This window comes from Dyadobacter pollutisoli (assembly GCF_026625565.1).
Taxonomy (GTDB): domain Bacteria; phylum Bacteroidota; class Bacteroidia; order Cytophagales; family Spirosomataceae; genus Dyadobacter; species Dyadobacter pollutisoli.
Window position 1 is genome coordinate 2,463,208 of the sequence record NZ_CP112998.1, and the last position, 25,776, is coordinate 2,488,983.

Consider the following 25,776-nt stretch of genomic DNA (forward strand, 5'->3'; position numbering starts at 1 on the left):
AACAAATCATCAGCAGCACAAGGAGATTAAAACTACGCCCTACTTTGATTAGCATAATTCGTTGAATTAATAATATAATGTCAATAATTAAACGATTTGAATAAATTGCAGCACGTGCATCACCCTTCTGACCTCAATATCCAGCTTTGGCAGCGATTCAAAGCCGGTGATTCGGAAGCCCTGGGACAACTTGCCCAGGTTCATTACCGTGCGCTTTATAACTATGCTTCCAAGTTTTCATCCGATTCCGATTTTATCCGTGACTCCATTCAGGAGCTTTACCTCGAACTTTGGGAGCGCCGCAATTTTCTGTCGGAAACTGCCTTTGTAAAATCCTACCTGCTCAAAGCTCTACGTCACAAACTCATCAAGGAAAGCATTCGCCTGAAACGTTTTCAGGAGCCTCGACAGGCTTTCTTCGATGGCGAAAACACAGATCCCTCCATTGAATCCAATATCATTGAAGACGAAAATATCCGTTTTCAAAACGGCAGACTGAAACGGATCATTACCTTACTTACTAAGCGTCAGCAGGAAATTATCTATCTCCGTTTTTATCAAAACCTTGAAAATGAGGACATTGCTCAAATCATGGGCCTTGGTCGTCAAAGCGTTTCCAATCTTCTGTACCGTACCTTGAAGGAAATCAAGGAGATATGGGTACCTGCCGAGTTCTTCTGGGCACTGATCGTGAGCTACTTCCTGGTGTAGCGTCAAGCCGTGGTATCACTATTTCAAAAAAAATTTTGATTTTTTTGGTTATAAATAAGTGTATGTGTGACATACATTATAAATAACCCTTTTACCGGCACCTCGAAAATGGCCTCCGGTAATGTTAAGTATCACCTCATGATCAATTATCGCTCCTATACTGTCGAAGAGCTGGCGACCGACGACATGTTCCGCCGCTGGGTGATGGACAGCACACCTGAGATATCATTTTTCTGGCAACGCTGGACGGCAGAAAATCCTGACAGAAGGCCCATCGTCAATCAGGCGAAAGAACTCGTGCTGGCCGTCCATGAAATTTACAAGGACGACTTGAACGGAGAAGTGTTAAGCCGCGAAATTGAAGAAATTGTACGGCTGGCTGAACTGAAAAAGCAACAAAGTGAAGGCAAGATCCTGCGACTGCCTATGATATGGAGAGCTGCGGCAGTGCTGTTATTGGTCTCGGGCCTGGGGATATTTTACTACCTGGGGCAATCTTCTAAAACCACCGCCCTTGTTCCGCATCTCGTCGCCGAAAAGAACGATTCCATGCTTGTTCGCAGCAATAGCACCCAACAGGAAATGACAGTACTGCTCAGCGACAACAGTGTTGCAACGCTGGTAAAAGGCAGCACAATTACCTTCCCAAAACAATTCAACCGCAGCGAACGAAGGGTTTACCTGACTGGCGAGGCATTTTTTGATGTTACCAAAAATCCGGAACAACCTTTCCTGGTGTATACCAATGAAACAGTTACCAAGGTGCTAGGCACCAGTTTCCGGGTAAAAGCTTTTGACCAGGAAAATACGGTAATGGTCGTCGTTAAAACCGGTCGGGTATCGGTTTATCCCAAAAAAGAATATGAAACCATTGCTACCAGCACTGTCAAAAAAATCTCAGGCGTGGTGCTTAATCCCAACCAGCAGGTGGTATTCATCCGAAATGAAAACAGACTGAAAAGGGGGAATGTAGCCAACCCACAGATGCTGTCGGAATCGATCGTACAGAAAGAACTGATATTCGACGACAAACCCGTTACGCAGGTTTTGCAGACGCTTGAAAAGGTCTACGGAATTGAAATTTCTTATGATACTGAGATACTGGCCGATTGTGTGATCAGCGCCCAGTTTAATGATGAAACCCTGAAACAGCGCATGAACGCGATTTGTCAGGCTATCGGCGCGAGCTATGAAGTGGTGAACGGACAGATCGTGATCATCTCGAAAGGATGCAGTCAGGCACTTTAATCAAGCAATTTAAACCCCCTCTTTGCCTATGATATAATTCACTACGAATTCTTTTAAAGAGCCAGTGATGATTGCGCCATCACTGACCCTATTCCTCCACTATCGTTCGCATCTTTTCAGATGCATAGGAGGATTTTGTCCCATTATTTTCCAATACTGAACAAAACAAACAAAAGTATGAAAAAACACCGACACTTGTCCAGGCTACTCTACGGGGTTATGAAAATATCACTTTACCAATTATTAATAGCCTTTATCTTCGCAACTATTTCCGCAGCCGGTACCGTTGGAGCCCAGGACGTTCTCAATCAAAAGGTGACTATCCAGGTCAGCAACCAGGAAATCAAGACCGTATTAACGAAACTCAATAAACTTACCCAGATCCGTTTCACATACAGCTCCGCATTGATCCGTTCCCAGCAAAAGGTATCGATCAACGCTGTGGACCGTCCATTGGGCGATGTACTGAACGAGCTTTTCAAGCCGATCAATATTACTTATAAGATCGAAGGAAAGCAGGTGGTATTAGTAAAAAGCGATCCCCAACCAGGCAGTGCGTTACCTGAGCCTATTATTGACCCGGCCATCATCGACCGTAACATTACCGGTAAAGTCCTGGACGAAAAGGGCCTGCCACTGCCAGGAGTAAGCATTGTGGTGAAAGGAACAAAGTCCGGAACCGCCACTGACACGGATGGGAAATACCAGCTGAGCGTACCGGATGCCGGCGGCGTGTTGATTTTCTCGTACGTCGGCTATGCTCCCGAAGAAGTGGCCCTCGGAAATCAGTCGGTATATGACCTGAATATGAAACCGGATGTCCGCAACCTGGAAATGGTGGTGGTGACTGCATTGGGTATCAAAAGAGATGCTAAGAAACTGGGCTACTCCACAGCAACGGTTAATACTGAGGAGCTTACAACCAACCGTACCACCAACCTGGGGAACAGTTTGCAGGGAAAAGTGGCCGGTCTGAATGTGACACCACCAGCGAGCGGGCCGGGTGGTTCGACCAAGATCCGTATCCGCGGCCAGTCTTCGTTCGGGGGTAACAACTCCCCTCTTATCATTGTCAATGGCATTCCAATCAACAATAGCAGCGTCTCAGCAGGTGGTTCGAATGGTAACGGCACGGGTAACCCTACCGGAGGATCTTCGGATGCGGGCGATGGTCTGCAAAGTATCAATCAGGACGACATTGAATCGATGACGGTGCTGAAAGGCGCCGCAGCTGCCGCATTATACGGTTTTCGTGCCAAAGACGGGGCTATCATTATCACCACCAAAAGTGGTAGCAAAGCAGCTGGCATTGGTGTAGAGGTAAATTCTAATTTCCAGGCCCAGGAAGCGCTGGATTACACGGATTTTCAATATGAATACGGCCAGGGTGAATTTGGAAAACGGCCTACCAACACAGCTGAGGCGCAAGGTTCAGGTGTATTTGCATTTGGAGAGAAACTGGACGGAAAACCAACCCCCCAGTTTGACGGCAGTACGCAACCTTACGTGGCCCATAAAGACCGTATCAAGAAGTTTTACCGCACAGGTACCAGCTTCACCAACTCCGTCGCGCTTTCGGGTGGCAATGAAAAAGGCAATTTCCGGTTGTCTTTTGCTAACACGGATGCCAATGCGATCATGCCCAACTCCGACTATCACAAAAGAATCTTCAACCTGGGATTGAACTACAAGTTCTCAGAAAAGCTGTCTGCTCAGCTAAACGCGAACTATTCCAACGAATACAATAAGAATCCTCCCCAGATCGGTATTCAGGATATGAATGCGAACACGACCATTTATACAATGGCGACCAGCATTGATACCGATTGGCTTAAAAACCGGAAGGATGCCAACGGTAACGAAATGCCGCTGGCCCGTTTTACGAACCGTAACAATCCTTACTGGGTGGCTTACGACCGCTTCGAGAATGTGCGCCGGGACAGGATATTCGGCAACACCTCAGTTCGTTACGATTTCACTAAATGGCTCTTTGTTCAAGGTCGTGTGGGGCAGGATTACTACACAAGGCCTTATAATTACAACCGTCCTACCGGTACCAGATCCATTGGTGCAGTTACCACAGGTTTTAATGGATACTACTATCAGGACGTGTCCACATTCCGCGAACGTAACCTCGACATTTTGATCGGTGCTAACCGTACATTCGGTGATTTTGGAATTGACATTACATTAGGTGGCAACCAAATGTTGCAGATCAGCGACAATGTGTCCACCGCAGTGACCAATTTCTATGTACGTGACCTTTACACGATTACCAATGGTCAGGTTAAAAATCCAAATTACAATTACAGCAAGAAGAAGGTTAACTCCATTTACGGGGCCGCTGAGTTTTCTTACAAAAACTTCCTGTTTATCAATGTTACAGGCAGAAATGACTGGTTCTCAACACTTAACCCTGAGTCCAACAGTTACCTGTATCCCTCAGTGAGTGGAAGCTTTGTGTTCAGCCAGGCATTTGCCAACGCACCGCAATGGCTGACTTATGGTAAGCTTCGCGCTGCATACGCGGAAGTGGGGGGCGATACCGATCCTTATTCCAATAACCTATATTACGGCATCAATGCCAATCCTTTCAACGGAACTGCGTTGGGTAACCTGCCTTCGGCCGTGAGCCCGAATGCAAATTTGAGACCATTGAAAGTAAAAGAAACGGAGGTTGGTATTGAAATGAAAACCTTTGACAGCCGCCTTAACCTGGATCTTTCGTTGTATCGCAAAAATACTGTCGATGAAATTCTGAATGTGGACATTTCCAATACCTCAGGATTTAGCCAGACCAAAGTCAATGTTGGCAAATTGCAGAATAAGGGCATTGAATTCCTGCTAACGATCGTACCGGTAAGAAGCGATGGCATTACCTGGGAAACGAGTCTCAATGGAAGCTACAACATCAGCAAGGTACTTGAACTGGCAGCTGGTCAACAGAGATTTGATGTTGGTACCGGTGAATTCTTCGGAATTGTGTCTCACGAGGTGGGCAAACCATTGGCCTCTCTTCGCGGTTTTGACTATAAAAGAGATTCCCAGGGACGCATTATCACTTCCGGAGGCCTTCCACAACAGGGAAACCTGATGACCTATGGCAGCGCCATTCCTAAATGGGTTGGTGCCTGGGTAAACTCGGTGAATGTAAAAGGTGTCCGGATCGGAACCCAGATAGACTTCAAGGCAGGCAATAAGATCCTTTCAAACTCTAACCTGAACTTCTTGCGTGAAGGGTTGTCCAAACCGTCTTTGGTTGGCCGGGAAGGCGGCGTTCTTTTGGACGGTGTTGCCAATGATGGCACTCCCAATGCAACGCGCGTGGAGGCTGAGCAGTTTTATACTGCATACCGAAGCACCGGCCTGGCTACCCCGTTTGTTTACAATGGCGCATTTGTGCGTTGGAGAAGCATTACAGTGGGTTATGACCTGTCACGCTTCCTGAGAGACAAGACGTTCATCAAAGGCCTGACGATCTCCGCGATGTGTAACAATGTGCTCATGATCAAGAAATACATTGATAACCTTGACCCGGAAGCACAAGTATCCGCATCTGATAATTTACAGGGAATTGAAACCCACACGCTTCCTACTACCAGAAGCTATGGGCTTAATCTGAACTTGAAATTGTGAGGATGACCATTGACGATGGACCATTGATTAGTAATTGTTGATTATACCATTGACCTACACTGATTTAGACATTGATTTTATGAAAAAATTATTCATATATGTGACAGCTTTTAGTATGCTGGCTGGTGCAAGCTCCTGTGACAAAGGCTTTGAAGACGTAAACAAAAACCCAGTTCTTGCTACGAGCGTTGACCCGATCTACCTATTTTCAAATGCCGAATTCGGATCAGCTATTGCCACGCAATTTTATCAAATGCAGATTGTTCAGCAAATCAACTCACCCTATACGGGTGTGATGGAGGGAGGCAATCATAATACGGTTTATGATCCGAACTCCAATGCTAATTTCAACTCGCTATATCTGCAAAATGGCCCGGTGAACCTGCTTACAACTGTTATTGCCCAAACCAAAGACAATCCTGCCAGGGCTAACCTTTACAATATGTCCCGGATATGGAAGGCGTATGTGTTTATGGTACTGGTGGATACGTACGGTGATGTGCCATATTTCGAAGCTGGAAAAGCTTTTCTGGAAGGAATCAATTTACCAAAATATGACGATCAGAAAGTCATTTACGACGACATCCTGAAAGAACTGGAAGAAGGTACCAAGGCACTGGATTCCAGCAAGCCGATTGAAGGCGGGGACCTGTTTTTCAAAGGCAACATTGCCCAGTGGAAAAAATTGGGCAACTCATTGCTGCTGCGTGCTGCGATGCGGTATTCCAAAATTGATGTCACCAAGGCAAAGCAATACGTAGCCAAAGCGACAGATCCGGCAGCAGGCGGATTGCAGAGCTCCAATGCAGATAATGCGCTGATCGCTTTCAACAGTACGTTCAACCATCCATTGGCCGGCTATTTTCAGGGAACAGAAAGAGCCAATGTATACCTAGGGAAAGCCTTTGTAGACTTTCTGAAAACTACCAAAGATCCTCGCCTGAAAGTAATCGCCGTCAAGTACGAAACTCCGAGCAACCCGATTGCAACTGCGGGTGCAGAAGATACGACACCCGCCAATCAGCAGGGAATGCCTTATGGATATAATGAATCAACGGTGGCGACTGCGCCCGATTTTCCTGGTAAGATCGGTTCTGCGTTCAAATATTCGCAGATTAACCGCAGGACAACTGGTAAAATTGATGCGCCTGAGTTCTTTATCACTTATTCTCAAACTTCCCTTCTGTTAGCCGAAGCAGTGCAGCGAGGCTGGGCAACTGGTGATGTGAAGGCACTTTACGAAGCCGGGGTAAAAGCACATATGGCCCAAATGGCGACTTACGATGTGTTAGCAACCATTCCCGCAGCCAGTCAGGATGAATACCTCGCTGCTAATCCATTCGTTCCGGCGAAAGCATTGGAACAGATCAACAACCAATATTGGGTTTCGTCTTTCCTGAATGGTTCCGAAGCCTGGGCGAACTTCCGCAGAAGTGGCTTTCCAGTCCTTCCAGTCAACACTTATCCGGGCAAAGATCCTTCGGTAAAAGATTTTATCAAACGTCTGGTGTATCCGGTGCGAGAAAAGTCTGTTAATGAGGCTAATTACAAGGAAGCGGTTGCGAGAATGGGTGCCGACGAGCTGGGTACGCCGGTTTTTTGGGACAAATAGTAAACAATAATCCTTAACCCTTAATTTTTCTTCTATGCTTAAACAAAATTTGTTTGCGGGAGCGCTTGTGCTTTTGGGATTCGTTTCACATGCACAATCGATCTCTCCCACTCCTGATCAGATCAAAGCCTACACCTCCGCGTGGAAGGGCGAGCGTTCACCCGACGGTCGTCCCAAGGTTTCTGATGCCATTTTGGCAAGATTAAAGAACATTTCCATGGAAGAAGCATGGGGTGTTCTGAGAAACAAAGGCTACCATAACCAATTTGAAGGCGATTGGCAGCTGATCCACACCGACAGCGTCATGACCGGACGCGTAGTCACTGCCCAGTACGTACCACTCCGCCCTGATTTGCAGGATCTTGTCAAAGAAATTGGCAAAAAAGAAGGCCGCGTGCAGACTGGCGGTACCAATTCATGGCCCATTGACGTCCTCAAAGATGGTGATGTGTATGTGGCTGACGGCTACGGTAAAATCGCCGACGGCACGCTCATCGGGGACAATCTGGGTAACTCCATTTATGCCAAATCCAAACGCGGGGTGATCTTCTACGGATCGGTGCGTGACGTGGAAGGTTTGGCCGAAATTCGCGGCTTCAATGCGTGGATGAAAGGTCAGGACCCTTCCTACATTCAGCAAATGATGCTTTCCAACATCAACACGCCCATACGCATTGGTCGTGCAACGGTACTTCCCGGTGATGTGGTACTCGCCAAAAAATACGGAACGATCTTCATTCCGGCTCATTTGGTAGAAGACCTGGTACTTACATCAGAAGTAACCGCATTGCGCGATGAATTCGGCCACCTGCGCCTGCGCGAAGGCAAGTATACGCCCGGTGAAATCGATACAAAATGGTCTGACACAATTCAGAAGGACTTTTTGAACTGGGTAAACAACTATCCAGGTAAGCTCCCGATGACGAAAAAGGAGCTGGATGATTATTTGAAAGAGAGAAATTACTAGTGGCAATCGGCTTTCGGCTCTCGGCTTTCGGCTTTCGGCTTTCGGCTCCGCTCGGGGTGACAAATACCAAGTTGTCGAAGCCATTTTTTACAACAAAAAAATTTTATAAAAAAATGAAAGACATACTCAAACAAATCATTGCATCAAACAAGCAAATAGAATCAGCTGAAAAGGCGGCAGCAGTTGCCGAAATAAACAACCCCTTTACCAAAGACAGTCGTCGTAATTTCCTTCGCAAAACAGCCGTTGGCGGTATTGCATTGGGTGGATTTATGGGTATGACCAGCGAAGACACCATCGCGCAGGCGACTTCCAAAGTGAACCGGGCGTCGAAACCTTCGGAGCTGAAAATCACTGACCTGCGCTACTGTATTGTCCAGAATGTAGGCCGTACACCTATTATCCGCATTGATACCAACCAGGGAATCTATGGTTTGGGTGAAGTACGCGACGGTGCCGACGAACGTTACGCATTGTTCTTGAAAAGCCACATTATCGGCCAGAATCCATGTAATGTCGAAATGCTTTTCAAATCCATCAAGCAATTTGGATTCCATGGTCGCCAGGCCGGCGGTGTTTGCGGGGTGGAAATGGCTCTTTGGGACCTTTGTGGAAAGGCATACGGCGTTCCGTGCTGGCAGCTGCTGGGAGGCCGCTATCGGGACAAGGTAAGGCTCTATGCCGATACCCCGGAGTCGGATGACCTCAATGAATTTAAACAAAAAATCAAATTCCGTACCCAGGATCAGGGCTATACCTGGCTGAAAATGGATGTATCCATAGGAATGCTCCGAAACAATGAAAACAGTGTGGTCAACAACAAGGTATGGGGCGGTGGCTTTTCACAATGGGCCGGCGATTATAACTCTTATGCCAATACCAAACACCCTTTTACGGCCATTCAGATCACGCCAAAAGGATTGGACGAAATGGCGAAAGTAGTGGAGGACGTCCGCAGCGTGGTAGGATACGAAATTCCGCTTTCTACCGACCATTATGGCCATTTTGACCTGAACAACGGCATTCGTCTTGGCAAGGCACTCGACAAATACCGCCTTGCCTGGTTGGAAGATATGGTACCCTGGGAATACACCGATCAGTGGAAAACCATCTCCGACGCATTGGAAACGCCCACATTAACCGGCGAGGATATTTACCTCAAAGAAGGCTTCAAAGACCTGATCATGAAACGCGCCGTCGACATTATCCACCCGGACCTTGCCTCATCGGGCGGTTTATTGGAAACCAAACGCATCGGCGACTTTGCGGAAGACCACGGCATCGCGATGGCCATGCACTTCGCGGGCACGCCGGTGAGCTTTATGGCCAATGTTCATTGCGCAGCCGCGACCCAAAATTTCCTCGCGCTCGAACACCATTCAGTAGATGTTCCCTGGTGGGAGAGCCTTGTGAAAACAACGGACGGACGCAAGCTGATCGACAAAGGTTACGCACCGGTCCCTCTCGAAGCACCGGGACTGGGCATCGAATTGGTGGACGAAGAAGTTAAAAAGCACCTCAATCCAAAAGACAAAAGCTACTTCGCCCCTACGCCGGACTGGAACGAGAAGCGGTCGCATGATCGGTTGTGGAGTTGAGTTTAGGGAAAACTAGGAAGACTTGGTAAGCCTTGAAGGCTTGCCAAGTCTCTTTTGCTTGATCGGTTGTGGAGTTAACGAAAGCGAGACTTGGTAAGTCTTAAAGACTTGCCAAGTCTTATTCCTCTTCAACAATCAAATGTTCAATTACTTTTTTGTCAAAGGAAAGTTCATGAAATTTCACGAACTCCTCTTTGCCACCAAACCAATCCAGCAATTCTGCCTTCATCAAACTAGTCTCCGTATCAATCAAAACTCTCCGATACGAACTCCACGGATAGCTTTCATAATCCCATTTCTCAAACCCATGATGTTCCGGCTGATGATGTATGTAATGAACCAATCTTACAAAATAGCGATCATTATCAACTTTTCTTCTTCGGAAAATCTTTTGGAACAAACTCCCTGTTCGTCCCTCCTGGATATTGATGGCTTTCGAATAACTCATAAAAAATCGTCTGAATAGCTCGCTGATCAGTTCTTCGGTTGTGAAACGCTCCATATCCGTAGCTTTGGGGAACTCTTTTTCTCTGATCTTGAACTGTTGTCTATCCTTAACTCTTATTAGTAGATGGAAATGATTTGGCATTAGGCAGTATGAATATTATAATACTCCCCAATAATTGGACAGCTACTAAAATTTCTAATTTAGTAGTTGACTATGAAAAGGGAACGTAGAAAATTCAGCGCGAGCTTCAAGGCCAAAGTGGCCATAGAAGCCATCAAGGAGGTAAGCACCGTCCAGGACTTAGCTTCTAAGTACCAAATCCATCCAACGCAGATTGCGGCCTGGAAACGAGAGTTTTTAGAGAAAGCCGAGTTGGTTTTCGACAAAGAGGCACCGGCAATAAATGAGGCAGAGAACTCTAAGGAGCAGGAACTGTACGCCAAGATCGGGGAGCTTCAGGTCCAGGTGGATTTCCTAAAAAAAGTCTTGGGGAAATGACAACCATGGAAAAACGCGAACTTATTTCTCCGGAATACATCAATCTCAGCGTTTCAGCACAATGTAAACTAATTGGTTTACAGAGGAGTAGCTATTATTTTAAGCCAAAGGGAGAATCGTTGGTAAATCAACGCCTGATGAAAGCCATAGACCGAAAGTTTCTGGAATGTCCATTTTATGGAGTGGAACGCATGACTGATTACCTGCGTGGCTTAGGTTACCACGTTGGAGTAAAGCGTATACGAAGGCTATATAGGCTCATGAATTTGCGCACGATTTATCCCAAACGCAACCTGAGCAAGGCCAAAGCAACAGACTACAAATATCCATATCTGTTAAAGGGCTTGAAAATTGAGTGTCCTAATCATGTCTGGCAGGCCGATATCACCTATATCCCGATGTTTCGTGGATTTATGTACATGTTTGCCATCATCGATGTGTATAGCCGAAGGATTGTCGGATGGAGCATATCGAACACAATGAGCATGGAATGGTGCCGGGAAATCCTCTTGGATACTATTCGTACCGAGGGACGGCCCGAAATATTTAATACCGATCAAGGTAGCCAATTCACTAGCCCCCACTTTGTTAACTCATTGTTAGGCAGTGGCATAAAGGTGTCAATGGATGGGAAGGGAAGAGCACTTGACAACGTTTTCATCGAACGATTTTGGAGGTCGCTCAAACAAGAATATGTATACTTAAACCCTCCCAACGGCGGTATGGATCTGTATAGAGGAGTAAAAACATATGTGGAATTTTACAACGGTCAACGCAAACACACCGGTACTGGATTTATCCCTAATGACTTGTTCTTTGAATCAAAAGCATCTTAATTAAAATTAACTTTATCCATTTGGCTGTCCAGTAAAACGGGAGTGTTTCATATGTCTCTACGTAATCGGATAAGTATGCGTGATACTTTCTCAAAAAGTATATATAGTTTCCAGGTTTATAGAAGAGGTTAATGCCATCATTTCCTCTGTTGTAAATATGATAATAACAGCCCTCTTCCAGAGAGCATTCAAAGTGTGTGGACATAGTAAGTTATTGTTTTCTATTTAGACGCTGTTTTAATAAATAGGTAACAGGCTAGACTTACCAAGTCTTGAAGACTTGGCAAGTCTTCCTAATTTTCAGTATTTTGCGGCTTTCACTCCAATTCGGAAAAATGAGGAACTTACGCAACGTACTCTTTTATACGATTACCATTGGCGCTTTTTCTACTCTGCTATACTTTTTCATCCGACAGGGAACCCTACTCGAAACACCCGGTACCCAAGCCCATAGCAAAGTCATTGTCGGCTCCTCCTGGGACCAATTTTTAGACACCTTCGGCCACAACATCACCCACCCGCTTGCCATTCTCCTCCTCCAAATCATTACCATTATCATTGTTGCACGCATCCTCGGATGGATCTGTAAATCCATCGGGCAGCCCACAGTGATAGGAGAAATTGCGGCCGGAATTTTCCTTGGCCCATCACTGGCAGGCATGTTCTTTCCAGGTTTTTCGGCATTTTTATTTCCCGCCCAGTCACTCGGCAACCTGCAATTTCTCAGCCAGGTGGGGCTGATCCTATTCATGTTTATCATAGGTATGGAGCTGGATTTCAAAGTGTTAAAGAACAAAGCGCAGGAAGCCGTCGTGATCAGCCACGCCAGCATCATCCTGCCATTTGCACTGGGCGTAGGCGTGGCACTATATATCTATCAGCAGTTCGCGCCGGACGGGATCAGCTTTCTTTCGTTCTCATTATTCATTGGAATTGCATTAAGTATCACCGCCTTTCCTGTGCTCGCACGTATCGTACAGGAGCGTGGGCTATCACGCACCAAGCTTGGTACCATGGTCATTACCTGCGCGGCCACGGACGACATTACCGCCTGGTGTATCCTTGCAGCGGTTATCGCCATTGTTAAAGCTGGGTCATTTTTCAGCTCGATTTACACGATTATTCTGGCGGCGACCTATGTTTTTGTGATGCTGAAAGTCCTCAAACCAATTTTAAAAAGAGTTGGTGACCACTATTCCTACAAAGAGGGCCTTACCAAACCGGTGGTCGCGCTGTTCTTTGTTATCCTTTTGTTATCATCTTACTGTACCGAAGTCATTGGAATTCATGCGCTTTTCGGTGCTTTTATGGCCGGCGTGATCATGCCCAGCAACCAGAGTTTCAGAAATATTTTTATTGAAAAAGTGGAAGATGTTTCAATGGTATTGCTGCTGCCACTATTCTTTGTATTCACCGGTTTAAGAACGCAAATTGGTCTGCTGAACGACCCCTATCTGTGGCAGGTCACCGGGCTGATCATTCTGGCGGCCGTCACCGGAAAGTTCATTGGCAGTGCAGTAGCAGCCAGATTTGTACACCAGTCGTGGCGCGACAGCCTTATTATCGGTTCATTAATGAATACCAGGGGCTTAATGGAGCTTGTGGTGCTCAACATTGGCTACGACATCGGCGTGCTTTCGCCTGAAATATTTGCCATGATGGTCATTATGGCGCTAGCCACCACCTGCATGACCGGCCCGGCGCTGGACCTCATTGACAAATTTTTACCGGCCAAAAAATGGGACGAGCTGCACGAAGCGGCAGAAGAAACCCGGTTTGCAATACTGATCGCATTTGCCAGTCCCCAGGGTGGAAAAAAAATGCTCCGGCTGGCGTACAATCTGATCCGGAAACAATCTGCTGAACAGCACATTACCGCGCTTCACTTATCGCCCAGCAGTTATCTCAATCAGGTCAATACCGAAGAATACCAGTACGAAACTTTCAGGCCGATTTCGGAAGAAGCGCAAAAGCTCGACCTTACTTTCGAATCATTGTTCAAGCCTTCACAAAATATTGAGCATGACATCATTGAAACTGCCAACAGCGGGGACTATGACATGCTAATGATCGGGATCGGTCACACGGTTTTTGAAGGAACATTGCTAGGCAGGATTCTTGGATTTACCTCCAAAATAATCAGCCGGGAAAGGCTTTTCGATACAATTACGGGAAAGGAAAAATTGTTTCATTCCGACGTATTTGACGAAAGGACAACTCATATTATCAAGTCCGTTAAAGCCCCGGTCGGCATCCTGATCGAGAAAAAACTTGAAAAAGTTGAAAATATTCTGGTACCGCTTTTTTCAAAAGCAGATCAGTTCCTGCTGCCATTTGCACACAAACTGGCGGTGGCCGGTAACCCCAATCTAACCATCATGGATTCGGGCCGCAGCCTGGCAGACCAGGCCGAACTGGCGGAAACATTGAAAGCCCTGAAAGAAATTTCACCCGAAAAAATAACTTTTTACTACGAAAACACGCTGGAAAAGGACTTTTTACTAGGAAAGGATTTAATGCTGATCAGTTTGGAAAGCTGGAAGAAAGCTGTTGAATCTCACAGCATTTGGTTATCTTACTCACCTTCGGTTTTAATTGTACGTGGTTAATGATCAAAAGAGTCGGTAAGTCTTAGACGGGGACGCCTAGTCTTGCCAAGTCTTTTTAAAAGGAATAAAAGTGTTTATTTTACATAAGCGACGTAGCATTCCAACTGTATGACATCCTTGTTTAAGAATACCCGATTTTCGAGTTCCATTAATCCGCAGACGATACTTTTCTTCTTTCATAATTTCTTTATCAATGTCGGCACCACGCTGGTTTATGTTTCCGCCAACGTATTGCTACTTGAAAACCATCCTGAATACTCCCTCCCGATCGCGTACATCGCGGCTGCGCTGGCAGTAATGACGGCGGGGAAAATTTACGAGTATTTCGAACACCATTTGCTTTTAAAACGGCTCAGTCTCGGTACTATGTTCTCATCACTCTTTATGGTGGTGGTTGTCATGGGCTTGCTGTGGCTGGGGCATGGCATTGCAACGGCCATTGCGGTGATGGTTGGTTACAGGATCATTTACTTGCTTATCAACCTGGAATTCTGGGGACTATCAGCTTTGGTGTTTGATGTGCGACAAAGCAAAAGATTGTTCAGCGTGATCGGCTCCGGGGATATGCCTGCAAAGGCTTTGGGAGCTGTACTAGCCGTTCTGATCCATTCTCCTTCTGTACTTATGATCCTGCTGATCATTTCACTGGTCTTTTTCGCGCTGGCTTTCTATACCCAGATCCTGACATTCCGGTTTACCGAAATACCCAATCCGCACCATGCGCGGCCGCGTCAGGCTTCCGAGTCCGAGTCACGGATCATTCAAAAATACTTTGGCGGCAACAAGCTGCTTACTTCACTATGCCTCGGCATGGTCGCCATCGCCGCCACAGCAACCTGGATAGAGTACCACTTTTTTGTGAATGTCAAATACAAATTTCATAGCCAACACGATGTGATTGGATTTGTAGGAACTTTATTGACAGCTACTTACGTAATTTCCACATTTGTTAAACTGATATTTTCGGGAAAGACTGTGGAGCGTTTCGGTGTGAAACTAACCCTCTTTTTACTGCCATTAACTACGATCTTCATTTCACTAGGGCTGCTGGTTTCGTCTTATTTCAAAAAAGATGAGCCTTCATTACTGGTATACTATTGCGCGGCCTACCTGCTTTTCGAACTGGTTCGGAGGACCATCTTCGATCCGGTGTTCCTGGTACTTTTTCAGCCATTATCTACCAAAACACGTTTAAAAGGGCACACTTTGGCCAAAGGCCTTTTTGAGCCGCTAGGCATGCTCATTGCCGGTATACTGCTGTGGATCGTCTATACTCAGCATCTGAGCAACATCAGCCTTACTTTTGACCTGTCCCTGCTTTTCGCCATTGCCGCTTTGTTCATTTTCAGGAAAGCATATGGCCATTACATTGAAGAGCTGAAAACGGCGATCAGCAAAAGGTTTATCCGTAGCGGGCTCATGGCCTCCCCTGCCGAAGCATTACCGATCATTACCGAAAACCTGAAAAGCGACAGGAGAGAAGAAGTTCTCAACGCGATTGACTGGATCGCAAAAAACAAGATTTCACTGTTTCGCAAGAATGTCGACCTGCTTTTACAAAATCCATTCATTCCAGTCCGTCTTAAAACATTGCAAACGCTGGCCAGCATTGAAAAGCCAGAACTTTCCGATACTTTCCTAAAATACATTGAATCCGAACCGGATACAGCCTGCCAGACACTCGCCGTAAGGATCGCCTGCTCTACCTCCCGGCTGTCCGACGAGCAACTCGCAAGGTTTCTCGCGCATGAAGATCTGGACATTGTGAAAGGCTCGATATTGGGCTGCTGGGAAGCTGGCAAAGCGCTGCCGCTAATTCACGGCACACTGCGCAAATTATTTACTTCCGACCGCGAAGATTATCAGCTGGCAGCACTCGATTGTGTGAAATTTACGGGTATCAATTCTTACGAAGACCTGGTCAAAAACTGCCTGAAAACGGGCACAGAAAAAGTCCGCAACCTCGCGTTGGAAGTGGCTGCCACCGTCGGCTCCGCTTCACTTTTACGTGAACTGAAACCATTATGGAGCGGCACATTATCCCGGTCTACCGTCACGGCCCTGATCCATTCGGGAGACTCTGGGATCCGGATCGTGGAGGACTGGCTGCAAAATGACATGTCGGGTGACCGCATAAAAACGATCATCAAAGTAGCGGAAAAAACCAAACATGAATTTATACTTCAAATACTTTTTGACCTTATTAAAAATATCTACCAGCATAAACTTTTAATAAATTCAGATAGTAACATTCATATTAGTCAGATAGATACTTTTAAACATTCAGCCGCATTAAAAGCATTGACTAATTATTCACTAGTAGCTGATTATAAAGATATTATATCAGAATTTGTCGAAAAAGAGCTGGTACACGCTTCGCAGCTCCTCAGCGGAATGGACGAAGATGAAGCCAATAAAGTTTGGAATGATTCGCTGGAATACGAACTGGAACTAACAGGACAGCGGTTGTTTTACCTCTTTATGATGCAATACGACAAAGACGCCGTTCAGAACGCGTGGAAGGGAATCAAGCACGCCAGCAAGGAGAAAAGGGCCAATTCACTTGAAATGATCGAGAGCCTGCTCCCCCGGATGCTGTACCCTTCACTGCACGCAATGTTTGAAGATATATCGATTCAGAAAAAGCGGGACGCGCTCCGTCAGTACACCGGTACCCAGGACATCGGACTGTCGCTCGTACCCTATATCCTGACGCAAAAGGAACGATCATTCACGCCATGGACCATTGCATTGGCCGTTAAAAATGTCGGTACCGATGAACAGGAAATCGCTTACCTGGAAACACTTGCCAGCCATTCTTCGAGACTGGTACGGGAAGCCGTTCAGGAGAAATATGCCGCGCTGGCACAAAACGCCGATCTTAAATTTACAATCAGAATTCCCATGAAGCACGTAGAAACCACCCACCAGATTTCCGAAATGGAAAGGGTTATTGTCCTGAAAAATACGCAGCTGTTTTCCCAAACCCCGGAGAATGTGCTCAGCTCCATTGCGCCGATCATGAAGGAAGTTAATTACAGCGACGGCCAGGAGATATTTGCAAAAGGCGACATTGGCGATTCGATGTACATCATTTACACGGGCCAGGTGGGGATTTATGATGGTAAAAAACAACTTGCGCTGTTTGACAAAGGAGAGATATTCGGCGAACTGGCATTGCTGGATACCGAACCACGTTCCGCTACCACCATCGCCGAAACCGACGCGCTCGTGTTCCGCATTGACCAGGAAGATTTCTTTGAACTGATGGAAGAAAGGGATGAGATCCTGCGCAACGTCCTGCGCATACTTTGCCAGCGCATACGTGTACAGAACGAGAAAATGCGGCTAGCGTAGTAGGTTATCGTAGCACCGTTGCTTTGAGGCTTTTCAGGTGTGCCTGTTTCGCAGCATCGCGCCAGCTTTGCGCGGACGACGTCCAGTACTGATGTGTTTCCAGAAAACGGACTTGTATCTGGTTCCAGGTGGAAATGTCGGTAACCATGCCACGGATTTTCAATTCTTCAAAAAGCGTAGCAGCCACCTGTTCAAAATCGTCCCTGCCGAGATAGTCCAGGTCAGCGTCACAAATGATCTTTTCCAGCAGCGTTTGCGGCGCTTGCGGTATTTTGGTAGCCATGATCATTCCACAAATGACAGCTATCTGCTTTTCAGAGAATTCAAAATCCGGAAGTACCTGGCTCACAATGCGGCAACCTTCCTGCTCATGGCCATTGTAGGTATTCAAAAACCCGCTGTCATGGAACAAGGCAGCCGTTTCGAGCAACTGCAAAGCCTCCCTTTCCCTGATATGCTCGGCTTCTGCCAGCCGCAAAGCCGCATTGGTAACGTCGAGCGTATGATGAAATCCGTGGTAATAAAGTGTCGTATCGAGACTTGCGCGCAGCTCTCCGGTAATGTATGATTTGGCCTGTTCTACATTCATAGCTATTCCACTACTTCATAAATCTTCATCGCCTGCGCCTTATTTTTAAGACTGACCTCTCCGATCACGTTGCACTTAAATGCCTCTTTAATACCCGTATAGGCCAATTCCGTCACCACTACCTGTCCCGGCTGCGCGATGGACTGCAAGCGCTGGGCCACATTGACGACATCGCCTATCACCGTGTAATCCAGCCGTTTCAACGCAGCGGAACCAATATTACCGGATACCATTTCGCCGGAATTAATACCGATGGAGACCTTGGGATAATAACCTGAGCGATCAGATAGCTCTTCTTTAAAGCCATTAATGTGGTTTCTGACTGCCAGCGAGGATTCCACAGCACGGTCCAAGTGATAATCACCGCGAAAAACGGCCATCACGGCATCACCCATAAATTTGTCCACCAGCCCGCCCTGTGCGATGATCTCTTTCACCATCACATCAAAATACTTGTTGATCAGCTTCACGACAGTATCAGGCGGCTCTTTTTCCGAAATGGAGGTAAAGCCACACATATCCATAAACACAACGGTCCCTTCGATAATTTCGCTCGTCATCAGCGATTTTTCAAAGGTATCCTGCGTCATAAATTGCAGCACGGACGAATCCACATACATACGGAGAATGTCGTTTTCGCGCACTGCTTTCAATGTTTCCTTCAATTGTGCCACGTAATGCAACGTCTTCTCCATTGTTACTTCAAGATCCTTGAAATCAATGGGTTTGGTCAGAAAATCAAATGCACCGCGGTTCATGGCTGTACGAATGTTGTCCATGTCCCCATAGGCCGAAACGATCACCGATTTGAGTATCGGGCTAAGTTCACCCAGCCGGATGAGCAGCGTCAGACCGTCCATTTCGGGCATATTGATATCGCTGAGCACCATGTCCACGTCGGGATTAAGGCTCAGCATTTCCAGGGCAATTACCCCGTTCTCTGCGAAAATGAATTCATATTCCTGCTCACGGATCTGTCTTCTGAATTTCTGTTTGATCAGCAGTTGAAGATCTGCCTCATCATCCACAACCAGTATCTTCGCTTTCATAAAGTTTTAAGCAATTTCTCTTTCAATTCAATAAAATTGACCGGTTTGGTCAAAAAATCGTCTGCGCCGAACTGCATGGCCTGATCGTGGTTGTCGTTATCACCATAAGCAGTGATCATCATCACCTGAGGCGGCGCGGCCGGAAAGTCTTTTCGAATGGATTTCAGTAGTTCAATGCCGCTCATGCCGGGCATATTGATGTCGGAGAGGATCATGACAACCTCGGAAGGATGCCCCGCCAGGTAATCCAGCGCCTGTTCACCGGAGAAAGCAAATGAAAATTCAAACTGACCGCTTCTGATTTCCTTTCTGAATTTTTGCTCAAAAAGCGACTTAACATCTTCTTCGTCGTCAACTACAAGTATTTTCATAAAATCATCACCTGATAAAAGCCAAAAATGTAAGTACCTCAATCCGATGGTAAGATAAACATAAAATTATTTCGGATATGAATGTTCAGGCCTCAACCGGAATGATTACTATAAATTCGGAGCCGGTCCCTACTGAACTTTCCAGTTCCAGGCGTCCATTATGCCCCATCACCACTATTTCGTAGCTCAATGATAAGCCGAGCCCGGTACCCTGGCCGGTAGGTTTGGTTGAAAAGAAAGGTTGAAAAATCTTCTGTCTGAGGTTTTCAGGAATACCGGCCCCATTGTCTTTTACCCTGATCTCCATCTCATTTCCCAATGTCCTGGTAGATACCGTAATGACCGGATTCAGGTCCGGCTCGGTCAATTTCCGCTGGTTCACTGCATAATAGGCATTGCTGACCAGATTGACCATTACCCGACCAATGTCTTTTCCCACCGTCCGGGTTTTTACAAGATGCGGATCAAGGTCAAAAACCAGTTCAGGGCTGAAACCTTTGTCTTTTGCACGTAATCCGTGGTATGCCAGCCGCCCATATTCCGTAGCGAGGAGATTAATGTCGGTCAACTCCTTTTGCCCCGATCCTATCCTGGAATGTTCCAGCATTCCTTTTACAATGGCGTCTGCACGCTTTCCGTGATGGGTGATCTTTTGAAGGTTTTCGGTGAGGTCTTCCAGCAGCACTCCTTCAAGTTCCTCGTCCCGTTCCGCGCCTTTGCTACGTTCGTCCCTGATCTCGTCGAGCAGTTCGGTACTTACTTCGGAGAAATTATTGACAAAATTGAGCGGGTTCTGAATTTCATGCGCAATACCAGCAGTCAGTTCCCCGAGCGAAGCCATTTTCTCTGCCTGAATAAGCTGATTTTGAACGGATTTGAGGTTTTGTAGGGATTGGTTCAGCTCTGCTGTCCGGGCTGTGACTTTCTGTTCAAGGGAAACATTCTGCTCCCTGACGATCTTCTCATTTTCCAGGGTCTTCTCCAAAAGTTGCAGCTGGGCCACGGCACGCTGGTTTTCAATATCTTTTTTCTCCCATTCAAACCTTTTGGACAAAAGATAAGAAAGGAAGAATACTTCCAGTAAAATAGCCACCGACACGTGACTGATCTCAAAAAAGTAAGACGGATACCCGGTTTGAATGTAAACTGCTTCCAGCACCACAAAAAAGCAGAATACGAGGTACGTCAGCGCCAGGTAATACCCCAGGACATTGCCTTTTCTCCGAACGGCAATACCAAGCCATACTATCGATCCAAACAACATGACGGCATTGATCTGGTTGACCAGCAAGACTTGTGATAATGGCAAAAACTGGCTTACGACAATGATCAGGATGAAGTAGGCCAGTAAGGCGAGTGTATAGTTATAAAACCCGGGCAAATATTTTTTTACTTCGAGAAACAAAATGCAGTACAGCCAGAGTACCGGCATATTGAGCTCAGGAATAAGCCGGTACCAGAACATCATATCAGGTTTTGAAATGACGTAAGGCAAAAACCCGTCCGAAACCGCCGCCACAGTCGCCGCATACAACAACACCACCACCGCATAATGCAGGTAAGAAAGCCGCCGGAATGAAAAGAAAAGCAGGATATTATTGATCACCACAAAGAGCAAAATCCCTTCGTACAGCCCGTAGATCAATTTTTGATAATTGGCCTTCACTTCATAGACTTCCTCATTCCATATCCTGACCGGCGTGGGCGGACTAAATGACTGGAACCGGACGTAGAAATCGTGATCGCCTTTTGGCAACGGAAAAAGCGGAAAATGGTGCTTTACCTGCTTTTGACCCACTCCAACCTCATACCCCGCGCGCTGCACCTGCCACACTCCCCCGTTTCCGCGATAATAAAAGTCACAGACCGGCAGAAAGGATTGGGCCATTTCCAGCAGCAGATTGTCATCCGTTTCATTGTCCATCCGGAATTTTAGCCAATAAAAAGACTCAGTAATGCCAAAGTTCAAAATAGGTTTGGAAGAAGGTACGAACGCCGCGGCATATTTACCAGAACTCACCTGATCAATGGTCAGCTTACCGGCTTTATCTTCCAGCAACCATACTTTTTGTCCAATTTCAACCGATTCCGCACCCGCTTTCCAAACAATGGTCTGGGCCCAGGAGCAGACTGGCGAAATCATCAACAACAAAAAGTATAGAGCTTTTTTCATATTTAAAATCGCTATTCGAGGTGCTTTGCGCTTGTAAATTGTGACGGAATATTGAGCAGGTAAGCAAAGACGATCCACCAGATAATGCAATAGATGCCAAACGGCAGATAACCCATCAGGCCCAGGGCCGGCATTTCAAAAACATGGTACACATTGATATATGGCACACTGTAAGCCCAGTACGCTGGCGTTTGGGTAATAATTTGTCCGTTCTCGTGAGTGGCGCTGAAATAATTCCAGAATTCGAGCAGAAACCCCTGTACCAGGTATGCCAGCGCAAACAACAGCACACTCGACCAGTTACCGCTACGGACCAGGTTAAAAGGCGTCCAGATTTCCAGTTTTTCCAATACAATTGAAATGACCAGAAGCGGTATCACCCAAAGCAATGTAAAAAGCGTATCGGGGTAGAATGCGATAAAAAACAGCAGTATAAATGAAATGATCAGCAATAAATTGCCCAGCCAGGGCGGCATAGTAAGCTTGGGACCGTCAGCGAACCGGTTTTTCAGTCCGTCGAACGTAATAAAGAGGGCGTACCATTCAAATGCCAGCGGCATCAGCCCTGCGGAGCCTACGACGGCATAAATCGTAAATTGATTGTCAGGTATCAGCTCTCCCGCCGGGTAGATCCAGTTGTCGTCCACAAAGAAATTGAGATACTCAAAAATGAGCCAGCCCGAGACAGACGCAACCCCGATCGCGATCATCTCCTGCGCGGACCTGCTGATGATCGATGTACCTCCCGTCCTTTTATAAACCCAGCCGTCCATCATCAGCGCAAATCCCCAGAAAAGCGGCAGATCGGCCCACATAATGATCCATCTCGGTTCACTGAATTTACCCCATAACACCAGCAATGTCCCGCCCCACATCAGTAGCCCGGCCCAGAACCATGTCGGAAACTTGCCGTTTTTGGGCTCATTGAGCGGTAATGCCTTCACTTTTTTGAAGCCAAAAAGAGAGGGTACCAGGTATACCAGGGCAATAATGCCGAAGATAATGGCGACACCGACAAAAATGGGAAGGCTAAACCCGGGTTTCACCGGTGCGATCAAAGGCGGATATTGGAAATAAGTGTGTTCAAAATGTCCGTCGAAACAAATCCAGGCACCCAGGTATGGCACAAAAACGATCCCTGCAAATGTACAGAGCAGATAAAAGACTTTCAGGGATGCTTTCATTTAATGAGTTGGGTTTCTTGTTGGACAAGTGTTTTGAGCGAGGTTAGGAAAAGGCGCAGCAGCAAATCATATTTGATCACATCCCGAAACCCATTGAAATAGATCCGAAGCGGCAGCCAAACGCTTTTAATGGTCTCCTCCGTCAGGCTGAAAACCTGAAAAGTGATGTTATCTCGCAGCTGTTTGGCATAATAACGCAGCCAGGAGTCTTCATTCACAAACTTCACACCGTCCCAACCCTCCAAACCCACGGCCTCACAAAATGTGGCACATCGCCTCGCCCGGAAAGGCGTTTCCTGCGTCGTATTGAGATAATACTCTTCCAGGATCTCCGTCACCCGCATACCATTGGTAGCCGATACATGATAATATTTATTGATCACGTATGGATCAATGTCCCCCAGCATGTCCGAGCCGGGCGCATCAATGTCAATATAGTGCTGCTCCCTATCGACGCTGAGCGGTTTTTTTTCATGTCTCAAATAGTAAAAAAGAAAATCGCCCGATGAGCTGGCAATGTCACCCAGCCAGGTTACAATGTCCGCGTTGGAATCGACATGCGGGGCGAGGTTTTTGAGGAAAAGCAAAAAATCGGGCAATGGGCTCACAGGCCGATGATGATTGAATGCATCCAGCCCAGCCAAAACATGTGCCACATCGCAGTAAGTACCATCGGGCAACACGGTTTCCTGGTGATCGAGTTTAAAAATAAATGGAACCTGCCCTACCCGGCTATTCCCGTAGACCCTATCATGATCCGTATACGTTACAAGCCTGTGCTTGGGTTGGTACTCATTATCCTCATACCTGCGCAAGGGTTTGGCGTGCTCGGTGGGGTCTTCCACGATCTGTACCTGGTAGCGCATCGGTATGCCCGCCGCCCCTTTGATCAGCTCGCTGTTCCATCCCCACTGATCGTAGAATATTTTCCGTAACCTGGTGACCATCAGCTTGGTATTGTACTGTTCGCCGGGATAGTAATCTTCTTCTTCTTTTAGCAATTCAATAAATTCTGCAACGCTCAAAACATCCGCCAAATTATGCCCTGGCTCAGGCGAATGTACTAAAATGGGTTGTACGAGTTCTTTTGTGCTTTTCATAAATGAGGCGGGTGACTATGTGAAATGCAGCGACACATTTTCCATTTGCATGGAATGAGCATTAACGTATTAGTATGAACGTTGTTAAGAATAAAGTTGAGCGCTAAAATCGGTCGGAAATTATGAATGGAAATAGTGCGTGTGGACTGCTATTAAATCGTACGCTTACCAAAACTAAATATAACCAAACATACACGAAAACCGCAGAAGACAGCGAAATTATTTGGTTTCCAGCCGCCCAGGGCAATTTTTATTGCAATCTTTACAAACTATTACTACACATTCCCATTAGTTTGGTCAGTTATATTGTCGACCGGTAATGTGATTTTGAACTCAGTCTTTTCGCCAGCTACGGTATCCACTTCCAGATAGCCTCCGTGCCCACTGGTAATGATATCGTAACTCATCGAAAGTCCCAGACCAGTGCCCTGTCCGGTGGGTTTGGTGGTAAAGAAAGGTTGGAATATTTTGGCTTTCACATGATCGGGCATGCCCGTACCATTGTCCGACACCCTGATGTAGAGGGTGTTGGCAAATTTCTTGGTGCTGATTTTTACCTCCGGTTTATAATCCTCGGTGCTCCCTGCCTCTGTGAGCTGCCGTTTTTTCTCTGCCACGGCGTAAAAAGCATTCGTAAAAAGATTGAGAAAAACCCGTCCCAAATCTTGGGGAAGCACATTGACTTTACCAATCGTTGGGTCAAAATCAGTGGTGAGTGTTGCATTGAACTCCTTATCCTTGGCCCGCAAACCATGGTAAGCCAGCCGCATGTACTCGTCGGCCAGTGCATTGATCTCCACCGGCTCTTTCTCGCCTGACGAAGCCCTGGAATGCTGCAGCATCCCTTTCACGATGGAATCCGCGCGTTTACCGTGGTGCGTGATTTTCTGCTGGTTCTGGCTGAGGTCACCGATAATTTCTTTGATATACTCTTTATCTGAGTCAGAAATGGAGGTTTTATCAATTTCTTCCTCCAGTTCCTGACAAAGCTCCACCGATACTTCCGAAAAGTTATTGACGAAGTTGAGCGGGTTCTGGATCTCATGGGCAATTCCCGCGGTCAATTCCCCCAGAGACGCCATTTTTTCGCTTTGTATTAGCTGGTTCTGGGTCGCTTTCAGTTCTTCAATGGTCTTTTGCAGCTCTTCCTTTTGCTGTAAAAGCTCATGGGTTCGCTCATTCACAAGGTATTCGAGGGATTCTTTCTGTGCTTTGCTTGCCAGTTCATCCCGCATTCTGTCCTCCCGCTCTTTGATCAGGACGTTTTGCTGTTTCCGCGCGTAAAACCAAATGACAAAGCATAGTACAAACGCAAATGACTGGATCACGACGAAAATATCATTGTACTCCCGGTACAATCTCGGCACAATGGTTTCAAGCAAATCACCAATGATAGCGATGACGACAAATGGTATCACCGACTGGACCATGCCCCTGATCGGTTTGAAATCGTCATTTTTGTAAAAAACCAGAAGCATAGCCGTCAGGAAAATATGCCAGAACCAGGCAAACCATGAAGGCGTACCGGAAATATAATAAGTCGCAATTAAGGCAATGCTGACATACCTGCCGTAGATCAGCAGTTTATCCCAATTTGGAAGCTGAGTAGCCGTCTGCAGGGAGGTACGTACATACTGGATCAGGAAGAATGATACTATAAAATAATCCATGCAGGTGGTGTAAGGCTTTTTTTCTTCTATTGATGATAAACCGGATTCATGCAGCAAAGTAATTATTTTCCTTTAAATAATCATTTCGGGCTAAGTAATGCGCCATATGCAGCTGCTCTA

At 46.4% G+C, this 25,776-nt stretch carries 18 protein-coding genes; 10 read left to right on the plus strand and 8 right to left on the minus strand.

Translation table 11 applies throughout. From position 1 onward, the window contains the following. Positions 1-96: 96 nt before the first annotated feature. The 6 genes from ON006_RS10120 to ON006_RS10145 all read left to right on the plus strand — a co-directional run bounded on the left by ON006_RS10120 (position 97) and on the right by ON006_RS10145 (position 9,772). Entirely contained in the window at positions 97-711 is a 615-nt protein-coding gene (locus tag ON006_RS10120) for an RNA polymerase sigma factor (RefSeq protein ID WP_244824367.1), read from the plus strand. 66 nt (positions 712-777) lie between these two features. Then, positions 778-1,959 carry a FecR family protein gene (locus tag ON006_RS10125; protein ID WP_244824368.1) on the plus strand — a complete coding sequence of 394 codons (1,182 nt, stop codon included), beginning with the start codon at positions 778-780 and terminating at the stop codon, positions 1,957-1,959. Between the two features lie 177 nt (positions 1,960-2,136). Continuing rightward, complete coding sequence (locus ON006_RS10130) at positions 2,137-5,595, plus strand: SusC/RagA family TonB-linked outer membrane protein (RefSeq protein WP_244824369.1); 3,459 nt, start codon at positions 2,137-2,139, stop codon at positions 5,593-5,595. A 79-nt stretch (positions 5,596-5,674) separates the two neighbouring features. Continuing rightward, complete coding sequence (locus ON006_RS10135) at positions 5,675-7,207, plus strand: SusD/RagB family nutrient-binding outer membrane lipoprotein (RefSeq protein WP_244824370.1); 1,533 nt, start codon at positions 5,675-5,677, stop codon at positions 7,205-7,207. 34 nt (positions 7,208-7,241) lie between these two features. Beyond that, positions 7,242-8,174, plus strand: coding sequence for an RraA family protein (locus ON006_RS10140; RefSeq protein ID WP_244824371.1), 933 nt, complete (start codon positions 7,242-7,244; stop codon positions 8,172-8,174). A gap of 113 nt (positions 8,175-8,287) precedes the next feature. Next, positions 8,288-9,772 (plus strand): mandelate racemase/muconate lactonizing enzyme family protein, encoded by a 1,485-nt coding sequence (locus ON006_RS10145; protein WP_244824372.1) that lies wholly within the window; start codon positions 8,288-8,290, stop codon positions 9,770-9,772. Between the two features lie 118 nt (positions 9,773-9,890). Here the strand turns inward: ON006_RS10145 and ON006_RS10150 are convergent, their stop codons facing one another. Next, positions 9,891-10,274, minus strand: coding sequence for a hypothetical protein (locus ON006_RS10150; RefSeq protein ID WP_267609977.1), 384 nt, complete (start codon positions 10,272-10,274; stop codon positions 9,891-9,893). Positions 10,275-10,433: 159 nt separating this feature from the next. Here ON006_RS10150 and ON006_RS10155 point away from each other — a divergent pair, with 159 nt between their 5' ends. The 4 genes from ON006_RS10155 (at position 10,434) to ON006_RS10170 (ending at position 17,520) form a co-directional block, all read left to right on the plus strand. Further along, complete coding sequence (locus ON006_RS10155; protein WP_244825190.1) at positions 10,434-10,718, plus strand: transposase; 285 nt, start codon at positions 10,434-10,436, stop codon at positions 10,716-10,718. A gap of 5 nt (positions 10,719-10,723) precedes the next feature. After that, the gene (locus ON006_RS10160) at positions 10,724-11,554 is read left to right on the plus strand and encodes an IS3 family transposase (protein ID WP_267609902.1); all 831 of its coding nucleotides are present in this window, start codon (positions 10,724-10,726) and stop codon (positions 11,552-11,554) included. A gap of 335 nt (positions 11,555-11,889) precedes the next feature. Beyond that, the gene (locus tag ON006_RS10165) at positions 11,890-14,163 is read left to right on the plus strand and encodes a cation:proton antiporter domain-containing protein (protein ID WP_244819670.1); all 2,274 of its coding nucleotides are present in this window, start codon (positions 11,890-11,892) and stop codon (positions 14,161-14,163) included. A gap of 108 nt (positions 14,164-14,271) precedes the next feature. After that, positions 14,272-17,520, plus strand: a complete 3,249-nt coding sequence (locus ON006_RS10170; protein ID WP_244819671.1) for a cyclic nucleotide-binding domain-containing protein — start codon at positions 14,272-14,274, stop codon at positions 17,518-17,520. A gap of 4 nt (positions 17,521-17,524) precedes the next feature. Here the strand turns inward: ON006_RS10170 and ON006_RS10175 are convergent, their stop codons facing one another. From ON006_RS10175 to ON006_RS10205, 7 genes are all read right to left on the minus strand, one after another. Continuing rightward, positions 17,525-18,109: an HD domain-containing protein gene (locus ON006_RS10175; protein WP_244819672.1), complete on the minus strand. Its 585-nt coding sequence runs from the start codon at positions 18,107-18,109 to the stop codon at positions 17,525-17,527. A 2-nt stretch (positions 18,110-18,111) separates the two neighbouring features. Further along, positions 18,112-19,158 (minus strand): adenylate/guanylate cyclase domain-containing protein, encoded by a 1,047-nt coding sequence (locus ON006_RS10180; RefSeq protein ID WP_244819673.1) that lies wholly within the window; start codon positions 19,156-19,158, stop codon positions 18,112-18,114. Continuing rightward, on the minus strand, positions 19,155-19,529 hold the full coding sequence (locus tag ON006_RS10185) for a response regulator (protein ID WP_244819674.1): 375 nt from the start codon (positions 19,527-19,529) through the stop codon (positions 19,155-19,157). The genes ON006_RS10180 and ON006_RS10185 overlap by 4 nt, the downstream gene beginning before the upstream one ends. Positions 19,530-19,614: 85 nt before the next feature. Next, positions 19,615-21,702, minus strand: coding sequence for a sensor histidine kinase (locus ON006_RS10190; protein WP_244819675.1), 2,088 nt, complete (start codon positions 21,700-21,702; stop codon positions 19,615-19,617). An 11-nt stretch (positions 21,703-21,713) separates the two neighbouring features. After that, positions 21,714-22,886, minus strand: a complete 1,173-nt coding sequence (locus ON006_RS10195) for a hypothetical protein (RefSeq protein ID WP_244819676.1) — start codon at positions 22,884-22,886, stop codon at positions 21,714-21,716. Further along, positions 22,883-23,986, minus strand: coding sequence for a hypothetical protein (locus ON006_RS10200; protein WP_244819677.1), 1,104 nt, complete (start codon positions 23,984-23,986; stop codon positions 22,883-22,885). Before ON006_RS10200 ends, ON006_RS10195 begins: the two co-directional genes overlap by 4 nt. 275 nt (positions 23,987-24,261) lie before the next feature. Further along, the gene (locus ON006_RS10205; protein WP_244819678.1) at positions 24,262-25,656 is read right to left on the minus strand and encodes a sensor histidine kinase; all 1,395 of its coding nucleotides are present in this window, start codon (positions 25,654-25,656) and stop codon (positions 24,262-24,264) included. Positions 25,657-25,776: the final 120 nt, after the last annotated feature.